23 protein-coding genes are annotated in these 26,019 nt (G+C 61.0%); 15 read left to right on the forward strand and 8 right to left on the reverse strand.

The features are described 5' to 3' along the window. The first annotated feature begins 22 nt into the window (after positions 1-22). The 10 genes from tolQ to glmM all read left to right on the forward strand — a co-directional run bounded on the left by tolQ (position 23) and on the right by glmM (position 11,815). A complete protein-coding gene (gene tolQ, locus GRO01_RS01825; protein ID WP_172492883.1) occupies positions 23-814 on the forward strand; it encodes a protein TolQ in 792 nt (263 codons plus the stop codon). Positions 815-817: 3 nt separating this feature from the next. After that, positions 818-1,258: a protein TolR gene (tolR, locus tag GRO01_RS01830; RefSeq protein ID WP_062507451.1), complete on the forward strand. Its 441-nt coding sequence runs from the start codon at positions 818-820 to the stop codon at positions 1,256-1,258. Between the two features lie 12 nt (positions 1,259-1,270). Then, positions 1,271-2,266 carry an energy transducer TonB gene (locus tag GRO01_RS01835; RefSeq protein WP_141306739.1) on the forward strand — a complete coding sequence of 332 codons (996 nt, stop codon included), beginning with the start codon at positions 1,271-1,273 and terminating at the stop codon, positions 2,264-2,266. A gap of 16 nt (positions 2,267-2,282) precedes the next feature. Continuing rightward, positions 2,283-3,644, forward strand: a complete 1,362-nt coding sequence (gene tolB / locus GRO01_RS01840; protein ID WP_062508529.1) for a Tol-Pal system beta propeller repeat protein TolB — start codon at positions 2,283-2,285, stop codon at positions 3,642-3,644. Between the two features lie 105 nt (positions 3,645-3,749). Next, a complete protein-coding gene (locus GRO01_RS01845; RefSeq protein ID WP_062508530.1) occupies positions 3,750-5,261 on the forward strand; it encodes a glycoside hydrolase family 32 protein in 1,512 nt (503 codons plus the stop codon). Between the two features lie 286 nt (positions 5,262-5,547). Then, entirely contained in the window at positions 5,548-6,027 is a 480-nt protein-coding gene (pal, locus tag GRO01_RS01850; protein WP_062508532.1) for a peptidoglycan-associated lipoprotein Pal, read from the forward strand. 143 nt (positions 6,028-6,170) lie between these two features. Continuing rightward, positions 6,171-7,040 carry a tetratricopeptide repeat protein gene (locus tag GRO01_RS01855; protein WP_062508534.1) on the forward strand — a complete coding sequence of 290 codons (870 nt, stop codon included), beginning with the start codon at positions 6,171-6,173 and terminating at the stop codon, positions 7,038-7,040. Positions 7,041-7,102: 62 nt separating this feature from the next. After that, on the forward strand, positions 7,103-8,284 hold the full coding sequence (gene tilS, locus GRO01_RS01860; RefSeq protein ID WP_062508539.1) for a tRNA lysidine(34) synthetase TilS: 1,182 nt from the start codon (positions 7,103-7,105) through the stop codon (positions 8,282-8,284). Between the two features lie 171 nt (positions 8,285-8,455). Then, positions 8,456-10,360, forward strand: coding sequence for an ATP-dependent zinc metalloprotease FtsH (gene ftsH, locus GRO01_RS01865; RefSeq protein WP_062508540.1), 1,905 nt, complete (start codon positions 8,456-8,458; stop codon positions 10,358-10,360). A gap of 96 nt (positions 10,361-10,456) precedes the next feature. Further along, positions 10,457-11,815, forward strand: coding sequence for a phosphoglucosamine mutase (gene glmM, locus GRO01_RS01870; protein ID WP_062508542.1), 1,359 nt, complete (start codon positions 10,457-10,459; stop codon positions 11,813-11,815). 73 nt (positions 11,816-11,888) lie between these two features. Here the strand turns inward: glmM and GRO01_RS01875 are convergent, their stop codons facing one another. Next, positions 11,889-12,635, reverse strand: coding sequence for a response regulator transcription factor (locus tag GRO01_RS01875; protein WP_062508544.1), 747 nt, complete (start codon positions 12,633-12,635; stop codon positions 11,889-11,891). 190 nt (positions 12,636-12,825) lie between these two features. Here GRO01_RS01875 and fliI point away from each other — a divergent pair, with 190 nt between their 5' ends. Then, the gene (gene fliI / locus GRO01_RS01880) at positions 12,826-14,184 is read left to right on the forward strand and encodes a flagellar protein export ATPase FliI (RefSeq protein WP_062508546.1); all 1,359 of its coding nucleotides are present in this window, start codon (positions 12,826-12,828) and stop codon (positions 14,182-14,184) included. A 13-nt stretch (positions 14,185-14,197) separates the two neighbouring features. Beyond that, positions 14,198-14,623, forward strand: coding sequence for a flagellar export protein FliJ (gene fliJ, locus GRO01_RS01885; protein WP_062508548.1), 426 nt, complete (start codon positions 14,198-14,200; stop codon positions 14,621-14,623). Here the strand turns inward: fliJ and GRO01_RS01890 are convergent. From GRO01_RS01890 to GRO01_RS01900, 3 genes are all read right to left on the reverse strand, one after another. Further along, a complete protein-coding gene (locus tag GRO01_RS01890; protein WP_062508550.1) occupies positions 14,620-15,036 on the reverse strand; it encodes a hypothetical protein in 417 nt (138 codons plus the stop codon). The genes fliJ and GRO01_RS01890 overlap by 4 nt on opposite strands. Before the next feature lie 65 nt (positions 15,037-15,101). Continuing rightward, positions 15,102-15,665 (reverse strand): hypothetical protein, encoded by a 564-nt coding sequence (locus GRO01_RS01895; RefSeq protein ID WP_062508767.1) that lies wholly within the window; start codon positions 15,663-15,665, stop codon positions 15,102-15,104. Next, positions 15,662-16,945 (reverse strand): aminopeptidase, encoded by a 1,284-nt coding sequence (locus tag GRO01_RS01900; protein ID WP_062508553.1) that lies wholly within the window; start codon positions 16,943-16,945, stop codon positions 15,662-15,664. Before GRO01_RS01900 ends, GRO01_RS01895 begins: the two co-directional genes overlap by 4 nt. A 21-nt stretch (positions 16,946-16,966) precedes the next feature. On the opposite strand from GRO01_RS01900, the gene GRO01_RS01905 reads away from it, so the two are divergent. Then, positions 16,967-17,851, forward strand: a complete 885-nt coding sequence (locus tag GRO01_RS01905; RefSeq protein WP_231490194.1) for a glycosyltransferase family protein — start codon at positions 16,967-16,969, stop codon at positions 17,849-17,851. Between the two features lie 52 nt (positions 17,852-17,903). On the opposite strand, the gene GRO01_RS01910 is transcribed toward GRO01_RS01905, so the two are convergent. From GRO01_RS01910 to GRO01_RS01925, 4 genes are all read right to left on the reverse strand, one after another. Next, positions 17,904-18,179, reverse strand: coding sequence for a hypothetical protein (locus tag GRO01_RS01910; RefSeq protein WP_024716948.1), 276 nt, complete (start codon positions 18,177-18,179; stop codon positions 17,904-17,906). 138 nt (positions 18,180-18,317) lie between these two features. Next, a complete protein-coding gene (gene hisC / locus GRO01_RS01915; RefSeq protein ID WP_062508555.1) occupies positions 18,318-19,385 on the reverse strand; it encodes a histidinol-phosphate transaminase in 1,068 nt (355 codons plus the stop codon). Next, complete coding sequence (locus tag GRO01_RS01920; RefSeq protein ID WP_172492894.1) at positions 19,382-19,882, reverse strand: ankyrin repeat domain-containing protein; 501 nt, start codon at positions 19,880-19,882, stop codon at positions 19,382-19,384. Before GRO01_RS01920 ends, hisC begins: the two co-directional genes overlap by 4 nt. Positions 19,883-19,933: 51 nt before the next feature. After that, positions 19,934-20,953, reverse strand: a complete 1,020-nt coding sequence (locus GRO01_RS01925) for an MBL fold metallo-hydrolase (protein WP_231490196.1) — start codon at positions 20,951-20,953, stop codon at positions 19,934-19,936. A gap of 122 nt (positions 20,954-21,075) precedes the next feature. Here GRO01_RS01925 and tkt point away from each other — a divergent pair, with 122 nt between their 5' ends. Together tkt and GRO01_RS01935 are read left to right on the forward strand one after the other, a co-directional pair. Next, a complete protein-coding gene (gene tkt, locus GRO01_RS01930) occupies positions 21,076-23,133 on the forward strand; it encodes a transketolase (protein WP_062508559.1) in 2,058 nt (685 codons plus the stop codon). 12 nt (positions 23,134-23,145) lie between these two features. Further along, positions 23,146-26,019 (forward strand): bifunctional transaldolase/phosoglucose isomerase, encoded by a 2,874-nt coding sequence (locus tag GRO01_RS01935; protein WP_062508561.1) that lies wholly within the window; start codon positions 23,146-23,148, stop codon positions 26,017-26,019.

Below are 26,019 nucleotides of genomic sequence, written 5' to 3' on the forward strand. Positions count from 1 at the left end.
TCCTGTTTCGTCATGAAGTGCAATGGAGAGTCCTGACCCGCAAGGGACAGGATCTGTACAGGAGAGAACAGTGGATCATGAGGTAAGTTCGAGTGCGCTTGGGGCGGTCGGTGCGGCCGGTCTTTCGCCTCTGGACCTGTTCCTGCACGCCTCCATCGTTGTAAAGCTGGTGATGCTGGGTCTGCTGCTGTGCAGCGCCGGCGTATGGGCGATCATCGCGGAAAAAATCATTCTCATCCGTCGCGTCAACCGTGAGGCGACCGAGTTCGAGGACCGTTTCTGGTCGGGCGGATCGCTTGACGATCTCTACGAATCCGATGGGGCGCGTCCGACGCATCCGATGGCGGCCGTGTTTGGTGCGGCCATGGGTGAGTGGCGCCGTTCGGCCCGGATCGGCGGGATCGACCTGTCGCGGGGTGGCGTGCGCGAGCGCGTGGACCGTGCGATCGACATCACCATCATGCGTGAGAACGACCGTCTGACGCGCCGTCTGATCTTTCTGGCGACGATTGGTCCGGTGGCACCGTTCGTCGGTCTGTTCGGAACGGTCTGGGGCATCATGCATTCCTTCGCGTCCATCGCGCAGATGCACAACACGAACCTTTCGGTCGTGGCACCTGGTATTTCCGAAGCCCTGTTCGCCACGGCGATCGGCCTCGTGACGGCCATTCCGGCCTATATCGCCTATAACGGTCTGAGCAATTCCTTCGAGAAGTTTGCTGACCGCATGGAAGCCTTCGGCACCGAGTTCGCGGCCATCCTGTCGCGTCAGTCCGAGGAACGTGCGGATGATACGACCGGCGGGAAGGCCTGAACCATGGGAATGTCTGCGGGAGGACGGGCTGGAGGTGGCGGACGCCGTAAGCGTCGGCCCGCGTCGGAAATCAACGTCACGCCACTGGTGGACGTCATGCTGGTGCTGCTCATCATTTTCATGGTGACAGCGCCGATGCTGACCAGCGGTGTTAATGTGGATCTGCCGAAGACGGATGCCAGCCCGGTCAATTCGGATTCCAAGCCGATCACCGTGTCCCTGAAAACGGACGGATCGCTCTATCTGGGGGACCAGCCGGTCACGTCCGACCAGCTGATCGACCAGCTCAAGGCGCAGTCGCAGAATGATCCGACCCATCGTATTTTCGTCCGGGCCGATGCACATATCGACTACGGGCAGGTGATGCAGGTCATGGGACAGATTACGTCGGGTGGCTTCACGCATGTTGCGCTTCTCGCGCAGCAGCCCCAGAGCGGCCAGTAAGAGGCCGCTGCCGTGGTGCGTCCACGCCGCTCTGACAACAGGCGCTTTCGTCATGCGCTTTACGGATCAGCCGCCATTCACCTGGGGCTGATCGCGTATCTGCTTGTGCAGCTTCCACCCGAAAAACCGCCCGAGCCGCCTGAGCCTCCCACGGTTCAGATGGAATTCGAACAGGCAGGACCACCGACCCATCCGGTCAAGGGCGATCATCCGGCGCCTGCGCCCGCTCCGGCCCCCGCACCCGTAAAGAACGAGGCCCCTCCCGCCCCGACGCCACCTCTGAAGGCGCCGACGGAAGAGCCGCCTCCGCCACCACCGCCGCCTCAGCCCGTGCCGCCTCCGCCGGAGACGCCGCCGCAGAAGCTGCCGGACATCAAGCTGCCGCCAAAGATGACGGATGAGTCGCCCGAGCCTGTGCCGGCGTCGCCGCCCAAGCCGTCACCGCCGTCGAAATCGACGATGGTTGCACCGCCGAGCCCGCAGACGCAGAAGGCCGACAAGCTGCCGGATATGCCGAAATTCTCGCATATGACGCAGCCGAATGCGGCGAAGAAAACCGAAGCGGACAGTCATTCGCTGCTGGCGACGCTGGATAATTTCCGCGCTGACCAGAAGCAGACCCATGCGCCGACCGCGAAGGCCAACCCGCCGCAGGGTGGTGCGCCGAACGGAGGTGGGGTGCCGAATGGTGACATCACAAAGTCCCTGTCCATGGCGGATCAGAAGGCCATCGGTGGGTCCGTGCGCCGCTGCTACACCGAAGACACCGAAGCGCGGAACTATGCGAGCTTTGTCGCGCATATGGTTGTGACCGTTGACGCGACCGGCGAGGCGCGGATCGTCAAATTTGCGCCTGAAACGGCTGCGAAAATGGCGTCTGACCCGTCCTATCGCGTTCTGGCGGAGCGGGCGCGGGATGCGGTGCTGAGCCCCACCTGTGCCCATCTGCCGATCCCCTCCAAGATGCTTGGTCAGACGCATGAACTGCGTTTTGTCTTCAGGCCGTAATCCACGAGGAAGTCTCATGTCCTTCATTCCCGATACCGAAGCCGAGGCCCTGAGCGCGCTGTTCTCGCGCCGCTCCGTTCTGGGAGCCACCGCCGCAGGTGGTTTCCTGGCGACGCCTCTGGCGGCTTTTGCACAGTCCGGTGCGGCTTCCGGCCCCGGTGAAGCCGAAATTACTGTCGATCAGGCCCGTCAGGAGCCGATCCCCATTGTCATCCCGAATTTCGGTGCGGGACTGGGTGAGCAGATTTCCGGCGTGATCTCGTCCGATCTGAACGGCACCGGTCTGTTCAAGGTCATGAGCGGCAGTGTACCGCCGGGCTCCACGCCGGATTTCAGCGCGCTCAAGGCTCAGGGCGCCCGTGCGGCTGTGGCCGGTCAGGCAATTGGTTCTGGCAGTGTGCGCGTCGAGATGCGTCTGTGGGACGTGCTCTCCGGCCAGCAGCTTCAGGGCACGGCCTATACGGCTTCGACGTCCAACTGGCGCCGGATCGCGCATATCATTGCTGACGTGATCTATGAGCGGATGCTGGGCGAGAAGGGCTATTTCGACACCCGCATCGCCTATATTGCCCGGACCGGCCCGCGCCATCACCAGATCACCCGTCTGGCCCTGATGGATCAGGATGGCGCCAACGAGCGCATGCTGACGGGCGGCGAGTGGCTGACGCTGACGCCGCGCTTCAACCCGGTGCGCGATCAGATCGCGTTCATGTCCTACGCCAACAACCGTCCGCGCGTGTATCTGTTCGATCTGGCCTCTGGCCGTCAGCAGATCCTGGGTGAGTTCGCGGGCATTTCCTTTGCGCCGCGTTTTTCGCCGACGGGTGGCTCGGCGGTGCTGTCCGCAACGCGTGGTGGCGGGTCTGACATCTTCGTGGTCGATCTGGCCTCGCGTGCGAAGCGGCAGCTCACCAACTCCAATGGCGCGATCGACACCAGCCCGTGCTTCAGCCCGGATGGCAGCCAGATCGTGTTCAACTCCGATCGTGGTGGCAGCCCGCAGCTTTACATCATGAGCGCATCCGGCGGGGCGGCAAAGCGGATTTCCTATGGCAGCGGCCAGTATGGATCCCCGGTCTGGTCCCCACGTGGAGACCTGATCGCCTTTACCCGGATCGGTGGCGGCGGCTTCTCGCTGGGCGTCATGAATCCGGACGGTACAGGCGAGCGTATCCTCACGCAGGGCTTTACGGTAGATGGCGCCACGTTCTGTCCGAACGGTCGTGTGCTGGCATTCTGCCGTCAGAGCGCATCGGGTGCGGGTGGTGCAGGGTTTGCCTCCGGTATCGGCACGATCGACATCACGGGCTTCAACGAGCGTCCAATCCGCATTTCCACCGGGGCGTCCGACCCGGCCTGGTCTCCGCGTAACGGATAAGGTCATGGTCCGCGCTTCCGGTCCGGGAGCGCGGATTTGCAAAAGGGTAGGGAACCCTTTTTCCTGTAAGGCGTCGCAAGGACGGTTTTGACAGGAGAATTCCCCATGTCCCCTCAGGAGACACGGCAGTGGCGCCCGCTGCTGCACTACGCCCCGGCCCGGAACTGGATGAATGATCCGAACGGGCCGATCCTGATCAACGGGGTGTATCACCTCTTTTACCAGCACAATCCGGTTGAGCCTGTCATGGGCTATATTTCCTGGGGGCATGCCACCAGCCGCGACCTGCTGCACTGGGAAGAGCAGCCGATTGCCCTGCCGTCCACGCCGCAGGAGCAGATCTATTCGGGTACGGTGATTTATGACCGTGACAATCGCAGCGGGTTGGGCACGCTGGAAAAGCCGCCGCTTCTGGCGCTTTATACCAGCGTGTTCCGGGACATGCCCGGGGTGCAGGAAGACGGGACACAGGCGGTTTCGGTGGCTTTCAGTCTGGATGGTGGGGCGAACTGGGTCCGCTATGGGCATAACCCGGTTCTGACGCTTGATCCGGCCTCGCAGAATTTCCGTGACCCGGCGCTGTGCTGGTACGAAGAGGGTGGATACTGGGTGCTGACGGCGGTTGAAGCCGAGCAGCAGGTGGTCAAGCTTTTCCGCTCCACTGATTTCCTGAACTGGGAGTTCCTGAGCGATTTCCGTCCGCCCGGCTATCATACGCCGGATATGCTCTGGGAAGTGCCGGTTCTGGTGCGTCTGCCTATTGAGGGTAAGGGCGGGCGTACCGGTTGGGTGATGATCGTCAGTGTCAATCCTGGAGGCCTGACGGGCGGATCGGGCACGTTCTATTACGTGGGTGACTTTGACGGTACGGTCTTCACGCCTGCTCACCAGCCAGCGGCGACGGATGATCCCTGGCAGTATCGCTGGATGGATTACGGGCCGGACAATTATGCGATCGTCTGCTTTGCGGGTACGCCCCAGCCGCTCAGCATCGGCTGGATGGGAAACTGGAACTACGCCAACCACGTGCCGACGTCGCCCTGGCGCGGACAGATGACCCTGCCGGCACATCTGTCTCTGGCCCGGCAGTCGGATGGCACGCTGGTCGTGAGACAGCAGCCGATCAGTCTGGGTACTCCGGAAGAAGTCTTTGCGGCAGGTGAAATCCGTCCCGAGGCGGGGAAACCCTGGGTTCTGCCTGATGGTGTCATGGGCTGTACGGCTTTCGCAAATGCCGTTCTCGACCTGCAACTGGTCATTGAGCCAGGGACGGATGTGGCGGTCCTGACTGTCGCGGCAACCGGGGACGGCCGGTTTGGTACGGAAATTCTTTACGATCCGGGGCGGCAGGAACTGGTCGTGGATCGTAGTCGTTCCGGCGTTCCGGTGCCTGACGAAACCTTTACGACGCGGCATGTCGCACCCCTTTCAATGGTGGAGGACCGGGTGCGTCTGCGGGTGATCGTGGATCGGAGTTCCGTCGAAGTTTTTGCCAGTGATGGCCTTGTGAGGATGACGGAGGTCATCTTTCCGCCGTCCCATGCCACGACCGTGACGCTGGGCTGCTACGCAGGCAGCGCATGTTTCAAAGGTGTGAAAGCGCAATGGTTCCGATGATATGGCAGAATTCTGCCACATTCGTCAGGACAGCTGTGACATTTATGCCGAAATTTCTGGTTCCGAATCTGAATCGAACTTTCCGTGCCTGAGCGGCGTTAACACGACACTTGACCCATGATTTGAGTCATGAGTATGGGCGCTTATGGCCACTGTTTTTCAGGGGATGCACCGCAGGATCGCAACCGATTCCTGAGTGTTCCGATCTGAAGGGGAGTGGTCCGGAATAACGCGGCATTTTCCGCATTCGGTTCCAGTTGTGGGGCCGTTCTCAGGATTGAGACACATGAAGTTCAAGGTATTTGGCGCGCTCGGTCTGGCGCTTGTTCTCGCAGCCTGTTCCAACGGCAACACCAACAAGGGTGACAGCAACGGCGCAGGCGCCGTCGCTCAGGAAGCTGGCCCGACGCCCGGCAGCGAAGCCGATCTGGTCGCCAATGTCGGTGACCGCGTCTTCTACGAGCTGAACCAGTCCCAGCTCACTGAAGAAGCCCGCGCAACGCTGGACAAGCAGGTTGCATGGCTCGCCAAGTACCCGCAGGTCAGCATCCAGGTTGCTGGCAACTGCGATGACCGCGGCACGGAAGAGTACAATATTGCTCTCGGCCAGCGTCGTGCAAACGCAGCCCGCGACTATCTGGTCGCCAAGGGCGTGAGCGCTTCGCGCATCACCACGATCTCTTACGGCAAGGACCGTCCGACCGCCGATGGCGATGACGAGCAGTCCTGGTCGCAGAACCGTAACGCCATCACGTCCGTTCGCTGAACCGACGTTTCGGCCCATACGGACTGAGATGATGAACGGCCGGGGGATTATCCCCCGGCCGTTTCTGTTTTATGACTGGGCCATGTTGCGCGCAAAACCTGCCTGCGTGCCCGTGACTGCGAGTCTGTCTCAGGAGATCCGTTATGGTGCTGTCCCGTTCCCTGCGTGCCGTCTTTCTGGGCACGGCTCTTTCCGTTCTGTCGCCTGCGGTTTCGGTCCTGGCTCAGGACGCGCCTGACAGCGGGGAAATCTCCTCACGCGAAGCCATCGCCCTGCAGGACCAGATTGCTTCCCTTCGGCAGCAGCTTTCGCAGGTTCAGAACGGAGCTGGCAATCTGGGCGCACCGAGTGCAACGGCACTGCCTCAGGTTTCTGTCGGAGACGGCAACCTGACGGCGCAACTTCTGGAACGTGTTTCGGCTCTGGAAGAGCAGAACCGCCAGATGCGCGGCGAACTTGATCAGCTCAGCAATTCGGTTCGCGACAACCAGGCCAGCGTGTCCAAGCAGATCTCTGACATGCAGTTTGCATCGCAGAATGGTGGTGGTTCGGCACCGGCCGCTCCAGCCAAGGTGGCGGCACAGGACAAGGCTCCTGCCACTGTGTCGGAGACACCGGAACAGCCGAAAACGGCCTTGGATGCTCTGAAGAGCGGAAATGCGGCTCTCAAATCCGGCAACTATACGGATGCAGAGAGCAATGCGCGCTTTGCTGTCAAAACAGCGCATAGTGTGTCCGGCAAGATGGATGCCCAGTTCCTGCTGGCACAGTCTCTGGCGGGGCAGAAGCAGTACCGTCAGTCAGCTGTGGCCTATTATGATGCCTATACGAAGGCTCCCAAATCCCTGAAAGCTCAGGATTCGCTTCTGGGTGTGGCCGCTTCAATGCTGGCGCTTGGGGACAAGGGATCGGCCTGTCAGGCTCTGGACAAACTCAAGACGGAATTTCCGACGCCAGCCCCGCGGGTCAAGACGGCCGAAAGGACGTTCCGGAGCCGTGCTGCCTGTCATTGACGTCCGTTCCAATAGGGTCTGATCCCGCTCTGCCTGTTGGAGAACGGGAATTCGCCGGGTTAATGGCAGTTCTGGGGCCTTGGGTTCCGGATATGGCGGAGGCACCGGTCGGTCTGGCCGTCTCTGGCGGTGCCGATTCCATGGCGCTCGCGTTTCTGGCCCGACGCTGGCGGCGCAATGTCGTGGCCTTCGTGGTCGATCATGCGTTGCGGCCTGAATCAGACGCCGAAGCCCGTCTGACAGTTGGGCGCCTCGCTAAAATGGGTGTGGCAGCGCGGCTCCTGACGCTGGCACCGTTTCCCAAAAGTCGGTTACAGGAGCGGGCGCGGCAGGCCAGGTTCGAGGCGCTGGAAGAGGCCTGTGTCGTTGCGGGATGTCTGGATCTGCTTGTCGCGCATCATGCCGGTGATCAGGATGAGACGGTATGGATGCGGAGCCTGCGTGCGAGCGGGCCGGCGGGTCTGAGCGGTATTCAGCCTGTTTCCATACGCGGACGGATCAGGCTTGTGCGACCGCTTCTGTCGCTGTCCAAGGATCGGTTGCGTCAGACACTGAAAGCGGAAAACCTGCCCTGGATCGAGGATCCGTCGAATGCCAACCGGCGGTTCGAGCGTGTGCGCTGGCGGCAGGATCTGACGTCTGAGCAGCGACGTGAGGCTGCGTTGCTGCGGACCAGCGCTATCCGAGAGCGCCAGCGGATTGAAGCGGAACTGGCCATCAGCCTTGCACATCATGCCGTCTGGCACCCTGAGGGCTGGGTGTTTCTGGAGCGAAGCGGAGTTCGTGAAGAGACGCTGGCGGCGCTGGTCCGTCTGGTTTCCGGCAGTTCCTATCGCCCGGCCCGCGAGGCCCTGCTGCGGCTGATGGAACAGGGTGAGGGCACATTATCGGGCGTGCACGTAAGGCCAGCGGGGCGTTTCGGCGACGGGGTAATTCTGGTTCGGGAAGAAAAAGCGATGGGGGGGGCGATCGATGCCAAGGCAGGCGTAGTCTGGGATGGACGCTGGCGCCTGTTGACGCCGGATGTCCCGAGCGGAAGTCTGGTCGGGGCTCTTGGAGATGCGGTCCATGCGCTTGATCTGCGCAGGCTGGGAGTTCCGTCTGCGGCCGCACGGTGTCTTCCGGGCGTGTGGCATGAGGGCCGGCTGGTTTTATGGCCCCGGATCGGCGAAAAGGCCGGGGAAGCCGGGTTTGTCTGGGCGGCCGGGGTGCCTGTGACCGGAGAAAATCGTTTGCAGACGTAAAAAGAGCCTCAAAAATGCAAGAAATGCGTTTTCCTGCCTGTGATGGGGTAGGATCGTGGACGCGGAAGCTTATGTTATGAAGTCAACGCAGAATGTGACCGGTCGGCCAGTTGTGACGGGGGATCCCGGACTGCATCTGACGGAACAGTCTGAAGGACGACAGAGAGCGAGATGAACAATTTAGGCCGTAACGTTGCGATCTGGGTGGTCATCATCGTGGTCGGAATGGCAGTGCTGACAGCCTTCCAGCCCGGTGGCGGCCAGCATGCAGCCCAGCAGATCGCCTATTCCGATTTCATTCATGACGTGGATCAGCATCAGGTCCGTTCGGTCGTGATTCAGGAGCAGAATGTTTCCGGGACGCTGACGAACGGGACGTCTTTTGATACCTATGCGCCGCTTGATCCGAGCCTTCCGGCCCGTCTGACATCTGCAGGCGTCGAAGTGACGGCCAAGCCGATGGAGAGCGGGGAAAGTCCGATTCTGCGTTATGTCGGAGCTTACCTGCCGGTTCTGCTGCTGGTGGGACTGTGCTTCATGGTCTTCCGTCAGATGCAGGGCGGGGGTGGCCGGGCCATGGGCTTCGGCAAGTCCCGTGCCAAGCTGCTGACGGAGAAGACCGGCCGTGTGACGTTCGAAGACGTCGCCGGAATTGACGAAGCAAAATCCGAACTTCAGGAAATTGTCGAGTTCCTGCGTGACCCGCAGAAATTCACCCGTCTGGGCGGCAAGATCCCCAAGGGCGCACTGCTGGTCGGTCCTCCGGGTACCGGTAAGACGCTGCTGGCGCGCGCCATTGCAGGTGAGGCCAACGTCCCGTTCTTCACGATTTCCGGTTCGGACTTCGTGGAGATGTTCGTCGGTGTCGGTGCATCCCGTGTGCGTGACATGTTCGAACAGGGTAAGAAATCCGCGCCCTGCATCATCTTCATTGACGAAATCGATGCCGTGGGTCGCCATCGTGGCGCCGGTCTTGGTGGCGGCAATGATGAGCGTGAGCAGACCCTGAACCAGATGCTGGTCGAGATGGATGGCTTCGAGAGCAATGAGGGTGTGATCCTGATTGCCGCGACCAACCGTCCGGACGTTCTGGATCCGGCTCTGCTGCGTCCTGGCCGTTTTGACCGTCAGGTTGTCGTGCCGAACCCCGATGTTGCCGGGCGTGAAAAGATCCTGCGTGTTCACATGAAGAAAGTGCCGCTGTCTTCGGACGTGGATCCCAAGGTTATTGCGCGCGGAACGCCGGGCTTTTCGGGTGCGGATCTGTCCAATCTTGTGAACGAGGCTGCTCTGATGGCCGCCCGTCAGGGACGTCGCACTGTCAACATGGCGCAGTTCGAGGAAGCCAAGGACAAGGTCATGATGGGGGCGGAGCGCCGTTCCATGGTCATGACCGAAGACGAAAAGCGTTCCACGGCCTATCACGAGTCCGGTCACGCCATCTGCGCCATCTTCACGCCGGGTAGCGATCCGATCCACAAGGCGACCATTGTGCCGCGTGGGCGTGCGCTTGGTCTGGTCATGACGCTGCCGGAGAAGGATAATATCTCCTACAGCCGCAAATGGTGCCTGGCGCGTCTGGTCATTGCTATGGGTGGTCGTGTTGCCGAGGAGATCATCTTCGGGCGTGAGGAAGTCAGCGCCGGTGCTTCGGGTGACATCAAGAGCGCGACGGATCTTGCGCGCCGGATGGTCACTGAATGGGGCATGAGCGACAAGCTTGGCATGATCGCTTATGGCGATAACGGGCAGGAAGTGTTCCTTGGCCACTCGGTCACACAGAGCAAGAACATTTCTGAAGAGACTGCGCGGGAGATCGACAAGGAGGTCAAGGTCCTGATCGATACGGCCTACAAGCAGGCCCATGATCTGCTGACGGAACACCTTGACGATCTGCATCGCCTGACAGCGGCGCTTCTCGAATATGAGACGCTGACGGGTGATGACGTAGGACGCATCATGCGCGGTGAAGCGATCGAGCGGACGTCGGATGATGAGCAGATGCCGGATAACCGTCGCGCATCTGTCCCGACGACGCGTCCCGGAGCGTTTGATCCGGCGCCTCAGGCGGGTTAATTAGGCAGCAAATCGCACCAGTGGGCGCGTCATTGAGGAGATTATCCTCGGTGCCGCGCCCTTTTTATTTCTGGCAGACAGGCAGGATACTTCATTATGGCCACCAAAAGGTCTCTGTTCGGTACTGATGGCATCAGGGGAACGGCCAATACTGCCCCCATGACGGTTGAGGTTGCGCAGAGACTGGGGCAGGCGGCCGGTCTGTACTTCATGCGAAGCCAGAACCGCCGCCACAGCGTTGTTCTGGGCAAGGACACGCGTCTTTCGGGCTATATGCTGGAATGTGCGCTGGTTGCAGGGTTCCTGTCTGCCGGAATGGACGTCATTCTGGTCGGGCCGCTTCCGACCCCGGCGATTGCCATGCTGACACGGTCTTTGCGGGCTGATCTGGGTGTCATGGTCTCGGCGTCTCATAATCCCTTCACGGATAACGGAATCAAGCTTTTCGGGCCGGATGGCTTCAAGCTGTCCGATGAAGTCGAGGGTGAAATCGAAGACCTGATGGCGCAGGATCTGTCTGGTCGTCTGGCTTCTCCGGCGCAGATTGGTCGGGCTTCGCGTCTGACGGATGCGGCCGGGCGTTATATTGAGAATGCAAAGGCGTCTTTTCCGCGTGGCCTGCGTCTGGATGGTCTGAAGATCGTCATCGACTGCGCCAATGGCTCAGCCTATCGCGTGGCACCCACGGCATTGTGGGAGCTGGGTGCGGAAGTCATCAAGATCGGCTGCTCGCCTGATGGACTGAACATCAACGACGGTGTGGGATCGACGCATCCGGAAACCCTGTGTGCAGCTGTCAGGGAACATGGTGCGGATTTCGGTATTGCGCTGGATGGTGACGCGGACCGTGTTCTGATCGCGGATGAGAATGGCGATCTTGTCGATGGAGACCAGATCATTGGTCTGATTGCGGCTTTCTGGAAGCAGCACGACCGCTTGCGCGGCAATACCGTGGTGACGACCGTGATGTCCAATATGGGTCTGGAAAAGGCTCTGGCGGAAAACGGTCTTGAACTTCAGCGGACGGCGGTTGGCGACCGTTACGTCGTGGAGCGGATGCGCGAAATCGGGGCTAATCTCGGGGGCGAGCAGTCCGGGCATATGGTCCTGTCCGATTACGCCACTACAGGTGACGGTCTGATTGCAGCGTTGCAGGTTCTGGCGGTATCTGTTGAAACCAAGCGGCCGGCCAGTGAAGTCTGTCGCTTCTTTACGCCTTATCCGCAGCTTCTGAAGAATGTCCGTTATTCAGGAACGAGCCCGATGAGCAGTCCTGATCTCGCGGCAGCCAAGGCCTGGGCAGATGAGCGACTGGCTGGGAGTGGCCGTCTTGTCTTGCGTGCCAGTGGAACAGAGCCTCTGATCCGCGTCATGGCAGAGGCACAGGATGAAGCGCTGGTAAATGAAGTCGTGGACCATGTCTGTGACGTCATTCGCGCTATCGCTCACGTCTGAAGCGGGCCTGCTGCGCCCTGGCTGTGACGGGAGCTTTACGCGGGAGTGAAAGCCAGCCTGAGCAGATGCAGGCTCAGGCCGTGGCAGCAGACATGACAGAAGCAATATTTTGGGGCGCGCTGCCCGTGATTGCGGCGGTGGCTGTGATCTCGTCTTCGCGCAGGATATAGCCACGGCCCCATACGGTGGCGATCAGGTTACCTGCACCAACGTTCTGCAGTTTGCGGCGCAGCTTGCAGATAAAGACGTCAATGATCTTCATTTCCGGCTCGTCGATACCACCGTAAAGGTGGTTGAGGAACGCATCCTTGGTCAGGACCGAGCCCTTGCGGATGACCAGAAGCTCCAGGATGGCATATTCCTTGCCCGTCAGATGTAGCGGGGCCCCATCGACCGTGACGTTCTTGCCGTTCAGGTCCAGTTCTAGATTTCCAACGCGCAGTTTTGGTTCGGCAAACCCGCGGGAGCGGCGCATGACGGCCTGAAGACGGGCGACCAGTTCGCCGGCATCATAAGGTTTTGTCATGTAATCATCCGCACCCATCGAGAAGGCCCGGATCTTAGCCTGGGGACGAAGCAGGGCGGAGAGGACGAGGATGGGCGTCGTGATGCGGGCCGTCCGGACACGCCGGATGACTTCATATCCTTCAAGATCGTTCAGCATCAGCTCAAGTACAACAACGTCATAGTCGTAATGACGAAGCATCTCGATCGCTTCTTCACCGGATGGGGTGTGGTCCACGGTGAAAGACGCAGCCCGCAGGATCTGGGACAGGCTGGCGGCGGCGGACTGATCGCTATCGACAAGAAGAATTCGCATGTTCTCAACTCCCGGCTTGGTGAACTAATGGTTACTACCCAAGGTTGTGCATGTCGATAGACATAGATCAAAAATCGTAAAATTGTCATTATTTTTCCCGTTAGGGGGGAACGTTAGGGATGCCTTAACCGGCAGGTTGTAGGTTCTGAAGATCGGATCAAACCGCAGAAAACGGTCGAAAACTGGCGTCATGAGCGATTACGACAGACTTCTCGAGGCATTATCCAATCTTACCTGCACTTGGGTGACGGGCAGTGTGAGGGATGTTGTGGGTCTGTGTGTAACCGTTATTGGACTCGAGGGATTCGTTACGATTGGTGATCGAGTTGCCATCAAGGCACGGGATGGCCGATCAGTGCAATCCGAGGTTGTGGGTTTTCAGGGGGCGGTAGCGCGTCTCATGTCTTTCGGCTCTCTGGAAGGGATCGGTCCCGGATGTGAGGCCAAAGTCCCGCTGAATCGCCGTGAGGGAGGGTTGAGCGTCAGTGAAGACTGGCTGGGGCGGGTTGTCGATCCGCTGGGACAGCCGATTGACGGGAAGGGACCGTTGCTGCCTTCGTTCAAACGGCAGCCAATCCAGTGCCCTCCACCAAATGCGGCCAGTCGTGCCCGTCTGGGTGAGCGTATTGATCTTGGGGTGCGCGCGCTGGATACGTTCACGACCTGCCGTCGTGGTCAGAGGCTCGGACTTTTTGCCGGATCGGGCGTTGGAAAATCGACATTGCTGTCGATGCTGGCGAAAGGCGCGGAATGCGATGTTGCAGTAATTTCTCTGGTTGGGGAGCGCGGACGTGAGGTCCGCGAATTTATTGAGGATGATCTTGGGCCGGAAGGGCTGGCCCGTAGTGTTCTGGTGATTGCAACTTCGGACTCACCGCCTCTGATGCGTCGTGAAGCTGCATTGTCCGCTATGGCGATTGCTGAATATTTTCGGGACAGGGGCAAATCGGTCCTGCTGTTGATGGACAGCGTAACCCGCTTTTGCATGGCGCTGCGTGAAATCGGTCTGTCTGCGGGAGAGCCGCCCGCAACGCGTGGTTATCCTCCCTCGGTCTTTGCCGAGCTGCCACGACTTCTGGAACGAGCGGGCCCCGGCTATCCGGATCAGGGAATGATCACGGCGCTTTTTACGGTTCTTGTGGAAGGTGACGATCAGAACGAACCGGTTGCGGATGCCGTGCGAGGCATTCTGGATGGCCATATCATTCTGGACCGCAAGATCGGTGAACAGGGACGCTATCCTGCCATTGATGTGTTGCGATCCCTGTCTCGTGCCGTGCCACGTTGTAACTCAGCAGAGGAAAATGACCTGACGCGGCGTGCACGGGCCGCCATGGCGACCTATCAGCGGATGGCCGACATGATCCGGCTCGGAGCTTACAAGGCAGGTACGGATCATGAGGTGGATGAAGCCATCGCGCTGATGCCACGACTGAATGCGTTCCTGTCTCAGGGGCGGGACGAACGCTCCACGCGCGCAGAGGCTTTTGGGCAGCTGGCGCAGATCATGCAGACTCTTCCACAGAACGCTCCCGTGAAGGCAGCGTGAAGGACACACCTCGATGGAACGCTCACCTCTCGAAACACTGATCACCCTGCGGGAGCAGGAACTTAATGTTGTAGAACAAAGATTTGCGGAAGCCGTGGCGCGTGAAGCTGCTGCGGAGGAGAAACTGGCTGCTGCTCAGGACGAGATCCTGAACGAGCAGCGGGTCGCTTCCGGCCCCACGGCGGGAGACGGTGCTGTTGAAGCATTCAGCCGCTGGCTTCCACTGGGGCGAAAGGCGGTGGCCGAGGCTCAGGCGCGCTGTCGTGAGGCTGCGCTGGACCGCGAAACCGTGCGCTCGGCACTGATTGCGGCCAGAGCAGCCATGGAAGCCGTTAAGACATTGCGCGACGAGCAGAAGGAAGAGGAACGACAGGCCGATCTCAGGAAAGAACAGAATGTTCTGGATGAACTCGCCGTCCGTCAGTTCGGCCGGGCTTAAGGAGATTTATGTCCGCGTAAGGCTGCTTCAATCTGAGCAGCCGTGCCGATCAGGGCGCAGGCGACAGGATGCGTATTGTCGCGGACGAAGGCCAGAACGAGATCCGGATCACTGGGAAAGAGATCGCTAGGCATCGTGAGGACCGGTGTCATTTCGCCATTGCGTAATGCGGCTTCGGCAGCGTGTGACAGGATACGTGCGGCGGCTTTCTCAAGTGCTGGGAGAAGCACCGTATGAGGCGCATCGTGATGCTCGGCATGTGTCGCGCTCAGTTCATCCCAACCGGCCCGGGTCACGAAGACCGGTATGCCATCCGGCGGCGTTTCGCGTTCGGCGCGCAGCAGGGCGCCTGACTGTGCCATGCCAAGAATATCCAGGGCAGGCAGGATTGCAAGGTCGAGTTTGATGGACATTCTGATCTTTGATTTGAGAAAGGAGATGGCCGGATTTTTTTAAAAAGACCGGCCGTTGTCCGTGTTCAGTGTGGCGGGTTGCCCATGGCCTGCATCAGGGCCGAGACCTGCCCGGGCTGGGCTTTGAATAGCGCGACGTTAGCCGGATTGGGGGTGGGCATACCATTCGGGAGCTGACCGTTGCTGGCAGCGAGCGTCATGCCAAAGGCCGTCATGCCCATGACGAACGTTTCAGGCGTGAAGCCGTGGCTTTGCAGGACGGGCGCCAGACCTGGAACCTGACTGATCTGCCGGATCGTGTCTCCAAGGCTCGTGCCATGGGAGTTGGGCGGCTGGATGTTGCGGGCCTGGAGTTCAGCGATTGTCGCTGCGGCCCGGGTCATGAAGTCGGGCGGCAGCGGATAGTGCATGGCCCGTTCCGTATCGGCGCGAACCTGTGGTGAGACCTGCGGAGCCTGCTGGGCCGGGGCACCCTGAACGGGTGCACTTCCGTCGATCTGGGTCTGGCTCTGGCTCGGGACGCCACCCTGATAGGCGGGCGACGGATAAGACTGTGCATGTGCCACCAGCGGCAGCATTGCAGCGGAAACGAGAAGGGCCGAGAGCCCTGTCATGCGGGGAAATGTCATGCCTGCACCCATTCGCCAGCGCGCATCAATGGCACGCGGTTGCCATTCTTGAGACCATCAAGATCGATCTTGTCCGAACCGATCATCCAGTCAATGTGGATGAGGGAGTCGTTGACGCCTCGCTCCAGCAGTTCTTCCGGCGTCAAGCCTTCGATATCGACCATGCACTTCGTATAAGCCTGACCGAGAGCGATATGGCTGGACGCGTTTTCGTCGAACAGCGTGTTGCGATACAGGATCTTGCTGGCCGAGATGGGCGAGGAGTGCGGCACGAGGGCCACTTCACCGATCCGAGCGGCGCCTTCATCGGTGCTGAGGATGCGCTTGAGCACGTCTTCGCCATGGCTTGCGGAGGCTTTGACAATCTTCCCGTTTTCAAAGCGGACCGCGATGTTGTCGATCAGCGTGCCCTGATGGAAAAGCGGCTTGGTGCTGCTGACCCGGCCATCGACCTTGCTGCGATGGGGCGTCGTGAAGATTTCTTCCGTCGGGATGTTCGGGTTGCAGACAATGCCGTTGCCCGATTTTTCCGAGCCGCCCGCCCAGAGATGCCCGTCCGCAAGGCCGACCGTCAGATCGGTGCCGGGGCCGCTGAAATGCAGGGCCTCGAAGCGGCTGTCATTCATGTATTTCGCCCGGGCGTGCAGGCGGGCGTTATGGGCTTTCCACTCGGCGACCGGGTCGGCCACGTCGACGCGGGAGGCCTTGAAGATTCCATCCCACAGGGCGGCGAGAGCTTCGTCGGCCGGAAATTCCGGGAAGACCTGTGCAGCCCAGGCCGGGGTGGCGCAGGCGATAATGTTCCAGTTCACGGCGAACTGCGTGATGATTTCCATCGCCGGGCGGTTGGCCTTGGAATTGGCACGGTTGGCCCGGGAAATGCGCTCGGGATCCTGACCTTTCAGAAGGGTCGGATTGGCACCCGTGATGGCCATGCGGGCTGCGCCTTCACGGAAAGCGCGGGCCATGCCGTCAGCGAGCCAGGTTGGGGCGACGTCGAAGGCGTCGTCCGGGGCGTGGATAAAGCGGGCCAGCGTGGTCTCGTCATCCGCATACAGCGTCGTCACCAGGGAGGCGCCAGCCTTGTAGGCGTGTTCCGTCACGCGACGGACCAGCGGAACGGCAGCCAGAGGTGCTGTGATGAGTAGCTGCTGGCCCGGCGCGATGTTCAGGCCAACGCGGACGGCAACCTCGCCCAGGCGATCAAGCAGCTGTTCGTGCGAAAAGGTGGAAGGAACGGACACGTTGGACTCTTTCGCAGTGATCATTCTGTCCGTCATGGTGTGCCCTGGAGCGCCGAAGTGCAAGAGAGCAGCGGAGGCTCAGGCTGTGACGTGACAGGTCTGCGGACGCGCAGTATCGTCGCCGACATGGAACCCGGACTTCACATTTTCGCCGATGCCGGCGAGCCAGACCAGCGGCCATTCGATGTTGCGGTCGTCATGCCGAGCCTGCTGAGGCCGAGTATCGTCCGGGCACTTCAGTCCATCTTCGCGCAGCAGGGCGGATTGCGGGTCCAGATCATGATCGGTCTGGACTGTGCTCCGGGAGAGGGTGCTGACGAACTGATGCAGCATGCTGTCGAAGGACGGCCATCCGGCTGGGTCGTCGAAGTGTTGTGGTCCGGCTATTCCACGTCCCAGCGGCATGGCGGATTTGGCCGTGCAAAGGATGGGGGCGTGTTGCGCAGTGTGCTCAGCCAGCTCTCGAACGCGCCGCGGATCGCCTATCTCGACGACGACAACTGGTGGGCGCCGGATCACCTGTCTTCCCTGCTGACGGCGATCGAGGGGCAGGACTGGGCCTGGGCCGGGCGCTGGTTCGTACATCCGCGGACGCTGATGCCCATCTGCGAGGACCAGTGGGAGTCTGTCGGGATCGGGGGCGGGATTTTCCGGGAAAGCTATGGCGGGTTTGTCGATCCGAATTGCCTGATGATCGACCGGACGCGGGTGCCGGAAGCTCTGGATATGTGGAACCAGCCTCTGGCCGGAGACGGGACGCAGATGACAGCGGACCGGAATGTTTTCAGACTGCTGAAGGACAGGCCGGGCAGGCCGACCGGCGAATATACGGCGTATTATGTCCTGACAGAGACCGACGGGCTTCATCCGGCACGGCTGCGGCTGATGGGGCCGGCGGCCTGGGATGCGGCATCCCGGGAAGCAGTCGAGCAGGACGCCTGATGCAAAACGGCCGGTGCAGAAGGGAATTCTGCACCGGCCGTTTAAGCCGCCATTACATGGAGCGGATCGTGTTGCGACGCGGCGGGCGGCGCTGGCGGTCGGACTGGGCGTCCGGATTGGCGGCCTTGGCAGCCTTTTCACGCGCGATGGTGCGCAGTTCGACCTCCAGTTCGCGGATGCGGCGCTGGATGCTCTCCTTCAGTGTCGGAGAGGTGTGGGACTTCATGGACGCGATCGTCTCCTTTAGGTCCCGAAGCTGTTTTTCCTTTTCGGCCTGATTACGGCGAATAGGCTGATTGTCGGACATCTGTCCCTGGAATGCACGCATGTGTTCTGTCTTTCCGCATGAAACATTCACAGGCCTCCCGCTCATCCGGGGATGGCGGGATGGAGCACACGAAAGCGTGCCCGGCTGGCCCTGTCTGGCTCATGATTATGGGGGACGGAGTATTACCGTCCGGTTAATTCAGGATCGGGGAGAGAGGATGTCCCGCAAAGCGTCTGTCAGGCGTATGCAGGCCTCGTCCGTTCCGATCGAGATGCGCAGCCAGTCCTGGATGCGCGGGGTTGAGAGATGCCGGACCAGGATCGCCCGCTCGCGCAGTGCGGCGGCGATGTCTCCGGCCCTGTGCTCCGTATGGTGCACGAGAACAAAGTTGGCACAGGATGGCAGGACTTGGAAGCCAAGATTTTCAAGCTCCGGGACCAGCCTGTCACGGCTGGCGATGACGCGCGCCGTGATGTCCGCAAGCCAGTCGGTATCCTGGATCGCGGCGATGGCCCCGGCCTGTGCCGGGCGGGAGAGGGGATAGGAATTGAAGCTGTCCTTGACCCGGATGAGACCTTCGATCAGCTCCGGGGAGCCGATCGCAAAACCCACACGCAGCCCTGCCAGGGCATAGGACTTGGACAGCGTCTGGACTACCAGAAGATTGTCATACCGGTGTGTCAGTTCAATGGCGGACTGCGCCCCGAAATCGACATAGGCCTCGTCGATGATAACGGTCCGGTCCGGATGGCGCTTCAGGAGCGTTTCGATCTGCTCCAACGGCAGGGCGATGCCCGTATTCGCATTGGGATTGGCGACGATGATGCCGCCGCAGTCGCCGGTATAGGCGTCGATATCGATCGCAAAATCGTCATTGAGCGGGATGTGGCGGAACGGCTGTTCGAACAGGCCGCAATAGACCGGATAGAAGCCGTAGGTCACATCCGAGAACAGGACCGGCGCGTCATCGTGAAACAGGGCACGGAAGGCATGGGCCAGCACTTCGTCCGAGCCGTTGCCGACGAAGACGCGGTCCGTCGTTGTGCCAAAGCGCGTGGCGATGGTGTCGCGAAGAACTGCCGCCGTCGGGTCCGGATACAGGCGCAGGTCGTCAGATGCGGCGTCCCGGATGGCATCGAGCACTTTCGGGCTCGGGCCGTAGGGAGACTCGTTGGTGTTGAGCTTCAGCAGATCCGCGACCTTGGGCTGTTCGCCCGGGACATACGGGTGCAGGTCACGGACGCGGCGGTTCCAGAAACGGCTCATGCGGGCGTTCCGGTGAACAGGCCGGTCATGAGCTGGCGTTCAGCGAGATCGCGGGCGGAGACACCATCTGCGTCCTTCAGGTCCGGGTTTGCTCCAGCCGCCAGAAGCTTTCTGGCCATGTCTTCACGGTTGAACATGATGGAGAACATCAGCGGCGTGCGACCGGCATGATTGGCGTGATCCACCTGCGCGCCGTGATCGAGCAGAAGTGTCGCGATGTCGGTCAGGCCCTTGAAGGCTACACCGGACAGGGCCGTGGCGCCCTTGAGATCGGTGGCTTCCGTATCGGCACCACGGTCCAGCAGCAGGCGCGTGGCGTCCGCGTGGCCGTTATAGGTGGCGACGATCAGCGCGGTGTAGCCGCGGCTGTCGGGCGTATCGATGGCCATGCCGGCGTCCAGAAACTGGGTCAGGAGGTCGGTATCGCCTTCACGGGCCGCGTCGATGAACAGGGCGGTGATCTGGTCTGACGTGAAAGTGACGTTCTGGGCGTTCATGACGGTTTCCACATGGCGGTGTCCCCTCGCGGGGTGTTGTCGGAGGAGAGGTTAGCTTTTTGTGTCAGCGGGCGGAAGGGCGAGGCTCTCACCGTTCTCCAAAGCCTGGAAAGGGCGTCCGGCTCCACGGCTGGCGAATTCCAGACGGGTCGGGGGTTCCAGAATGGCCTCGTCGGTGAGCTGGAAGGTTCCGAAATGAATGGGCAGCCCCTGTTTTGCCCTGAGCGTATCAAAGGCCATGAGGGCTTCTTCGGGCGACATGTGGACGCGACGCATGAGGTCGCGCGGGTCGTAGGCCCCGATGGGCAGGATGGCGAGATCGATGTCTGGCCAGCGGCGGTGGATCGCGTCGAAATGCTTACCCCAGGCCGTGTCGCCCGCGAAAAACACCGTGTGACCATCCGCTTCGATCGTGAAGCCGCCCCAGAGCGCACGGTTGGCGTCGAGCGGCGTGCGGGCGCTGCCATGCAGGGCCGGTGTGGCCGTGATGCAGGCACCATCATCGGTCATGCTTTCCCACCAGTCCAGCTCGGCAATGCGCGGCAGATCGGCCTTTTCCAGATGGCGGCGGTTGCCGGGCAGCGACAGGCAGAGCGGGTCGTCACGTTCGGCCAGGGCGCGCAGGCTCGGCAGGTCCATGTGATCGTAATGACAGTGCGAGACGAGGATAATGTCGATGCGGGGCAGGGCGTTAAGGGTGATGCCGGGCGGACGGACACGACGGGGACCGAAACTGCGGAAGGGGGAGCAGCGTTCGGAGAAGACCGGATCAGTGATGATCCGCAGGGGCGCGCGTCCTGTGCGGCCAAACTGGAGCAGAACGGTCGCATGACCGATGAACGTAACGCAGCATTCCCCCGGAGCGGGCGTAACCTGCGGATAGGCTTTCTGGGGCGGCAGGGCATCCGGCCAGCGGGGACGCAGCCCCACCTGCCATCTGAAGATGTTTCCGATCCGCTGGGATGTCTTGCGGGCTGTCCGTGTTTCGTCAGGACGCCAGGCCTCTGGGTTTCGGTAATGACGCCCGTCGAAATGTGGCAGGTTGTCATCAAGCACAAGAGCGTGTTTCACAATATGGTTTACCAATCAGCCATTGCGTCCGGCGCGACTTCGCGTCATGCTGTGGCAGCAGAATGTGCGGGAGATATCGTTGCGTTTCTTCCCGTCAGTCACAAGCCGGAGACCCCATTCCGATGAGTACGCTTCCCCAACTCGCCATCAATACGATCCGTACCCTTTCGATGGAAGGTGTCGAACGCGCCAATTCCGGCCATCCCGGCACAGCCATGGCGCTTGCACCGGCAATGTATGCGGTGTGGCAGCATGACCTGAAATATGATCCGGCCGATCCGTGCTGGCCGGCGCGTGACCGTTTCGTCCTTTCGGTTGGTCATGCTTCCATGCTGCTGTACTCCACCCTGTTCCTGACGGGCGTGAAGGACATCCAGGACGGCAAGGTTGTCGACGCCCCCTCGCTGACGGTGGAAGATCTCTCCCAGTTCCGCCAGCTGAACTCCAAGACGCCGGGCCATCCGGAATACCGCTTTACCGCTGGAGTCGAGACCACGACCGGTCCGCTCGGACAGGGTTGCGGCAATTCTGTCGGCATGGCCATCGCGCAGAAATGGATGTCCGCGCGTTATGACCGTCCGGGCTTCAAGCTGTTCGACTACCATGTAACAGTGTTCTGTGGTGACGGCGACATGATGGAAGGCGTGGCCTCTGAAGCCGCTTCCACCGCCGGGCATCTTGCGCTGGGCAACCTGACCTGGATCTATGATTCAAACCAGATTTCCATCGAAGGCTCGACGGATCTGGCCTTCACGGAAAATGTGGGCAAGCGCTTCGAGGCCTATGGCTGGCATGTGCAGACCTTGACGGATGGCAATGACGTCGACGCTATTATCGCTGCGCTGAAGGCCGCCCGTGCGGTGACGGATCGCCCGAGCATGATCGTTCTCAAGACGGTCATCGGTTATGGCGCGCCCAAGAAAGCCGGTACGGCTTCAGCACATGGCGAGCCGCTGGGTGCGGAAGAACTCAAGGGTGCGAAGAAGGCCTATGGCTGGCCGGAAGACGCTCCGGACTTCTACGTGCCGGACGGCGTGAAGGAGCACTTCGCCGAGGGTCTCGGCAAGCGTGGCGCGGAAGCCCATGCGGAATGGCGCGAGCTGTTCTCGTCCTATCGCGAGGCGCATCCGGAGCTTGCGGCTGAAATCGACTGCATCATCGAGCATCGTCTGCCGGAAGGCTGGGACAAGGACATCCCGACCTTCGATGCGGATGCGAAGGGCATTGCCTCACGTGCAAGCTCGGGTCAGGTGCTGAACGCGGTTGCGAAGAACCTGCCCTGGATGATCGGTGGCTCTGCTGACCTGACGCCGTCCACCAAGACGGACATCAAGGGCGGTGGCTCCTTCCAGCCGGAAAAATGGAATGGCAACTATGGCGGCCGGAACATCCATTTCGGTGTGCGCGAACATGCGATGGGCTCCATCTGCAACGGCATCGCGCTGTCGGGTATCCGCGCTTACGGTTCGGGCTTCCTGATCTTCTCTGATTACATGAAGGCCCCGATCCGTCTGTCGGCCATCATGGAGCTGCCGGTTCTGTACATCTTCACGCATGACTCCATCGGTGTGGGTGAAGACGGACCGACGCATCAGCCGATCGAGCAGCTTGCCCAGCTGCGCGCCACGCCGGGTATCATGACGATCCGTCCGTCCGACGCCAACGAAGTGGCCGAAGCCTGGCGCACGCTGATCCCGATGACGCACAAGCCGGCTGTGCTGGCCCTGAGCCGTCAGAACCTGCCGACGATCGACCGCACGAAATATGCGTCCGCCGCCGGTCTGGCGAAGGGTGGCTATGTGCTGGCGAGCTGTGACGGCAAGCCGGACGTGATCCTGATCGCTTCGGGTTCGGAAGTCGGCCTCGTGGTCTCTGCTTACGAAAAGCTCACGGAAGAGGGCGTCAGGGCCCGCGTCGTGTCCATGCCGAGCTTTGACCTGTTCGAAGAGCAGAGCCAGGAATACCGCGATTCCGTGCTGCCGCCTGATGTGATCGGTCGTGTTGCGGTCGAGCAGGCCGCGGCTTTCGGCTGGGATCGTTATGTCGGTCTGGGTGGTGCGATCATTGCCATGAACACGTTCGGTGCGTCGGCTCCGGCCTCTGCACTTCTTACGAAATTCGGTTTCACGCCGGAAGCAGTCTATGACGCGGCAAAGCGTCAGGCTCTGCGCGGCAAGTAAGGGAGAGATCCTGTGGCAGACACAATCTCCAATACCGGTCTGAACGAAGTCGGCAGCGTGCTGCGCGACCTTGAGAATTACGGTCAGTCTCCCTGGCTGGACTTCATCCAGCGCAGCTTCACGGAGAATGGCAGTCTCCGTAAACTGGTTGATGATGACGGCCTGCGTGGTGTGACATCCAACCCGGCCATCTTCGAGAAGGCCATCGGTCACGGTACGGAATACGATCCGCAGATCCGCAAGCTGCTCGAAGGCGAGGGGCTGTCTCCGGGCGAACTGTACGAGCATCTGGCAATCGACGACATCCGTGCGGCCTGTGCAGTGCTCGATCCGGTATTTGAAAAGACCAAGGGGCTGGACGGCTATGTCAGCCTCGAAGTCTCCCCCTATCTGGCCTTTGACGCCCACGGGACCATCACCGAAGCGCGCCGCCTGTGGAAAGCAGTCGGACGTCACAACCTGATGATCAAGATCCCGGGGACGGCAGAGGGTACGGGTGCGATCCGCGAAGCCATCGCGGACGGCATCAATGTCAATGTGACGCTGCTGTTCTCGCTGGACGCATACAAGGCGGTTCTGGAAGCCTATATTTCCGGTCTCGAGGCCCGTGTGGCCCGTGGCGAAGAAATCTCGCGCATTTCCAGCGTAGCCTCGTTCTTTGTCAGCCGTATCGACGGCAAGATCGACGCGGAAATCGACCGTCGCGTTGCAGCGGGTGATCCGGAAGCCGAAGCCCTGAAGGCCATTCGCGGCAAGGTGGCGATCGCCAATGCCAAGATGGCCTATCAGTATTATCTGGAAGTCCGGAACAGTCCGCGCTGGAAGGCGCTGGCCGAGAAGGGCGCGAACCCGCAGCGTCTGCTGTGGGCCAGCACCGGTACCAAGGACAAGGCCTATTCCGACGTCCTGTATGTCGAGGAGCTGATTGGTCCTGAGACGGTCAACACCATCCCGCCCGCAACCTTCGACGCCTATCGCGATCACGGCAAGTCCCGTGCGAGCCTGACGGAAAATGTCGATCAGGCGCGGCATGTGATGGCCGAAGCCGAGCGGCTTGGACTGGGGCTGGACGCGATCACGGCCAAGCTGGTCAAGGATGGCTGTGCGGCGTTCAGCGTGTCCTTCGATACGCTGCTGACAGCCGTTGCCACCAAGCGCGAGGCCGTGCTGGGCGACCGTCTTCTGCGGGTTAGCGCGGATCTTCCGCCGGACCTGCGTGACGATGTGGCCGGAGCGGAAAAGGACTGGAGCCATAGTGGCGGTCTGCGTCGTATCTGGAAGAAGGACCCGTCCGTCTGGACGAATGGTCCGGAAGCCGGGTGGCTGAACTGGCTGACGGTTGTGCAGGATCGTCTGTGGCATATTGAGGAGCTGGAAGTTCTGGCCCGCGATGTCCGCAGTCGCGGCTTCAAGGATATCCTGCTTCTGGGCATGGGCGGTTCGAGCCTTGGTCCCGAGGTGCTCGCTGAGACTTTCGGACAGCGCGAAGGCTGGCCGAAGCTGCATGTGCTCGACAGCACGGATCCGCAGCAGGTCACGGCCTTCGAGAAGGCTATCGATCCGAAGAACACGCTGTTCATCGTGGCCAGCAAGTCCGGCGGAACACTGGAGCCGAACATCCTGTTCGCGCATTTCTGGCAGGTGGCAGGGCAGGCTCTCGGCAAGAAGCCCGGTGACAGCTTCATCGCCATCACCGATCCGGGCTCGCACATGCAGAAAGTGGCCGAGGAAAACGGCTTCTGGCGTGTGTTTTACGGCGATCCGAAGATTGGTGGCCGTTACTCGGTCCTGTCCAACTTCGGTCTTGTCCCGGCGGCTGCGAGCGGCATCGACGTCCGCAAGCTGCTGACGGTGACGCGCCTGATGGTGGAATCCTGTGATGGAAGTGCTCCGCCGTCGTCCAATCCGGGTGCGGTTCTGGGTCTGATCCTGGGACATGCCGCGCATTGCTTCGGTCGTGACAAGGTCACGATCCTGGCGTCCGAAGGCATTGCCTCGCTGGGTGCCTGGCTGGAGCAGCTGATCGCCGAGAGCACGGGCAAAAAGGGCGTTGGCCTTATTCCCATCGACGAGGAAGAACTCGGCACGCCGGACGTGTACGGCACCGATCGCATCTTCGTGGATCTGCTGCTGGGTGATGACGTTCCCGACAGTCGCCTTGGTGCCCTTCGTGCCGCAGGTGCACCGGTGGTCACCATCCGTCTGGCAGACAAGGCCCAGATCGGACAGGCTTTCTTCCTGTTCGAATTCGCTACGGCTGTGGCAGGCGCAGTTCTGGGGATCGACCCGTTCGATCAGCCGGACGTGGAGTTCAGCAAGCTCGAGACGCGCAAGCTGACTTCGGCCTATGCCGAAACGGGTTCTCTGCCGGAGGAAACGCCGTTCGCAAAGGATGGTCCGCTGTCCTTCTATGCAGATCCGAAGAACACCGAAGTCTTTGAAAACAAGGGCGATGCCGTCTCCATCCTCAAGGCGCTCTTCGATCGCGTGAAGGCTGGTGACTATGTCGGGCTGCTCGCCTATATCAGGCGCGACCAGCAGACACGGGACTGGGCACAGTCCGTTCGCATGGAACTTCGGGACGCACTGAAGGTGGCGACAGCTGCCGAATTCGGGCCCCGGTTCCTGCACTCGACAGGCCAGGCCTACAAGGGCGGCCCCGACAGTGGCGTGTTCCTGCAGGTCACGGCAACGGATGCGGCGGATGTGCCGGTTCCGGGCCATGGCTTCAGCTTCAGTGTCGTGAAAGCGGCACAGGCGCGAGGCGATTTCGAGGTGCTCGCGGCCCGTGGTCGTCGTGCCCTCCGCGTTCATATCGATGGACCGCTGGAGGACGGGCTGAAGGCTCTGGAAACGGCGATCCATAAAGCACTGGCAGGAGCATAA

This window comes from Gluconobacter roseus NBRC 3990 (assembly GCF_006538885.1).
Classification (GTDB): domain Bacteria; phylum Pseudomonadota; class Alphaproteobacteria; order Acetobacterales; family Acetobacteraceae; genus Gluconobacter; species Gluconobacter roseus.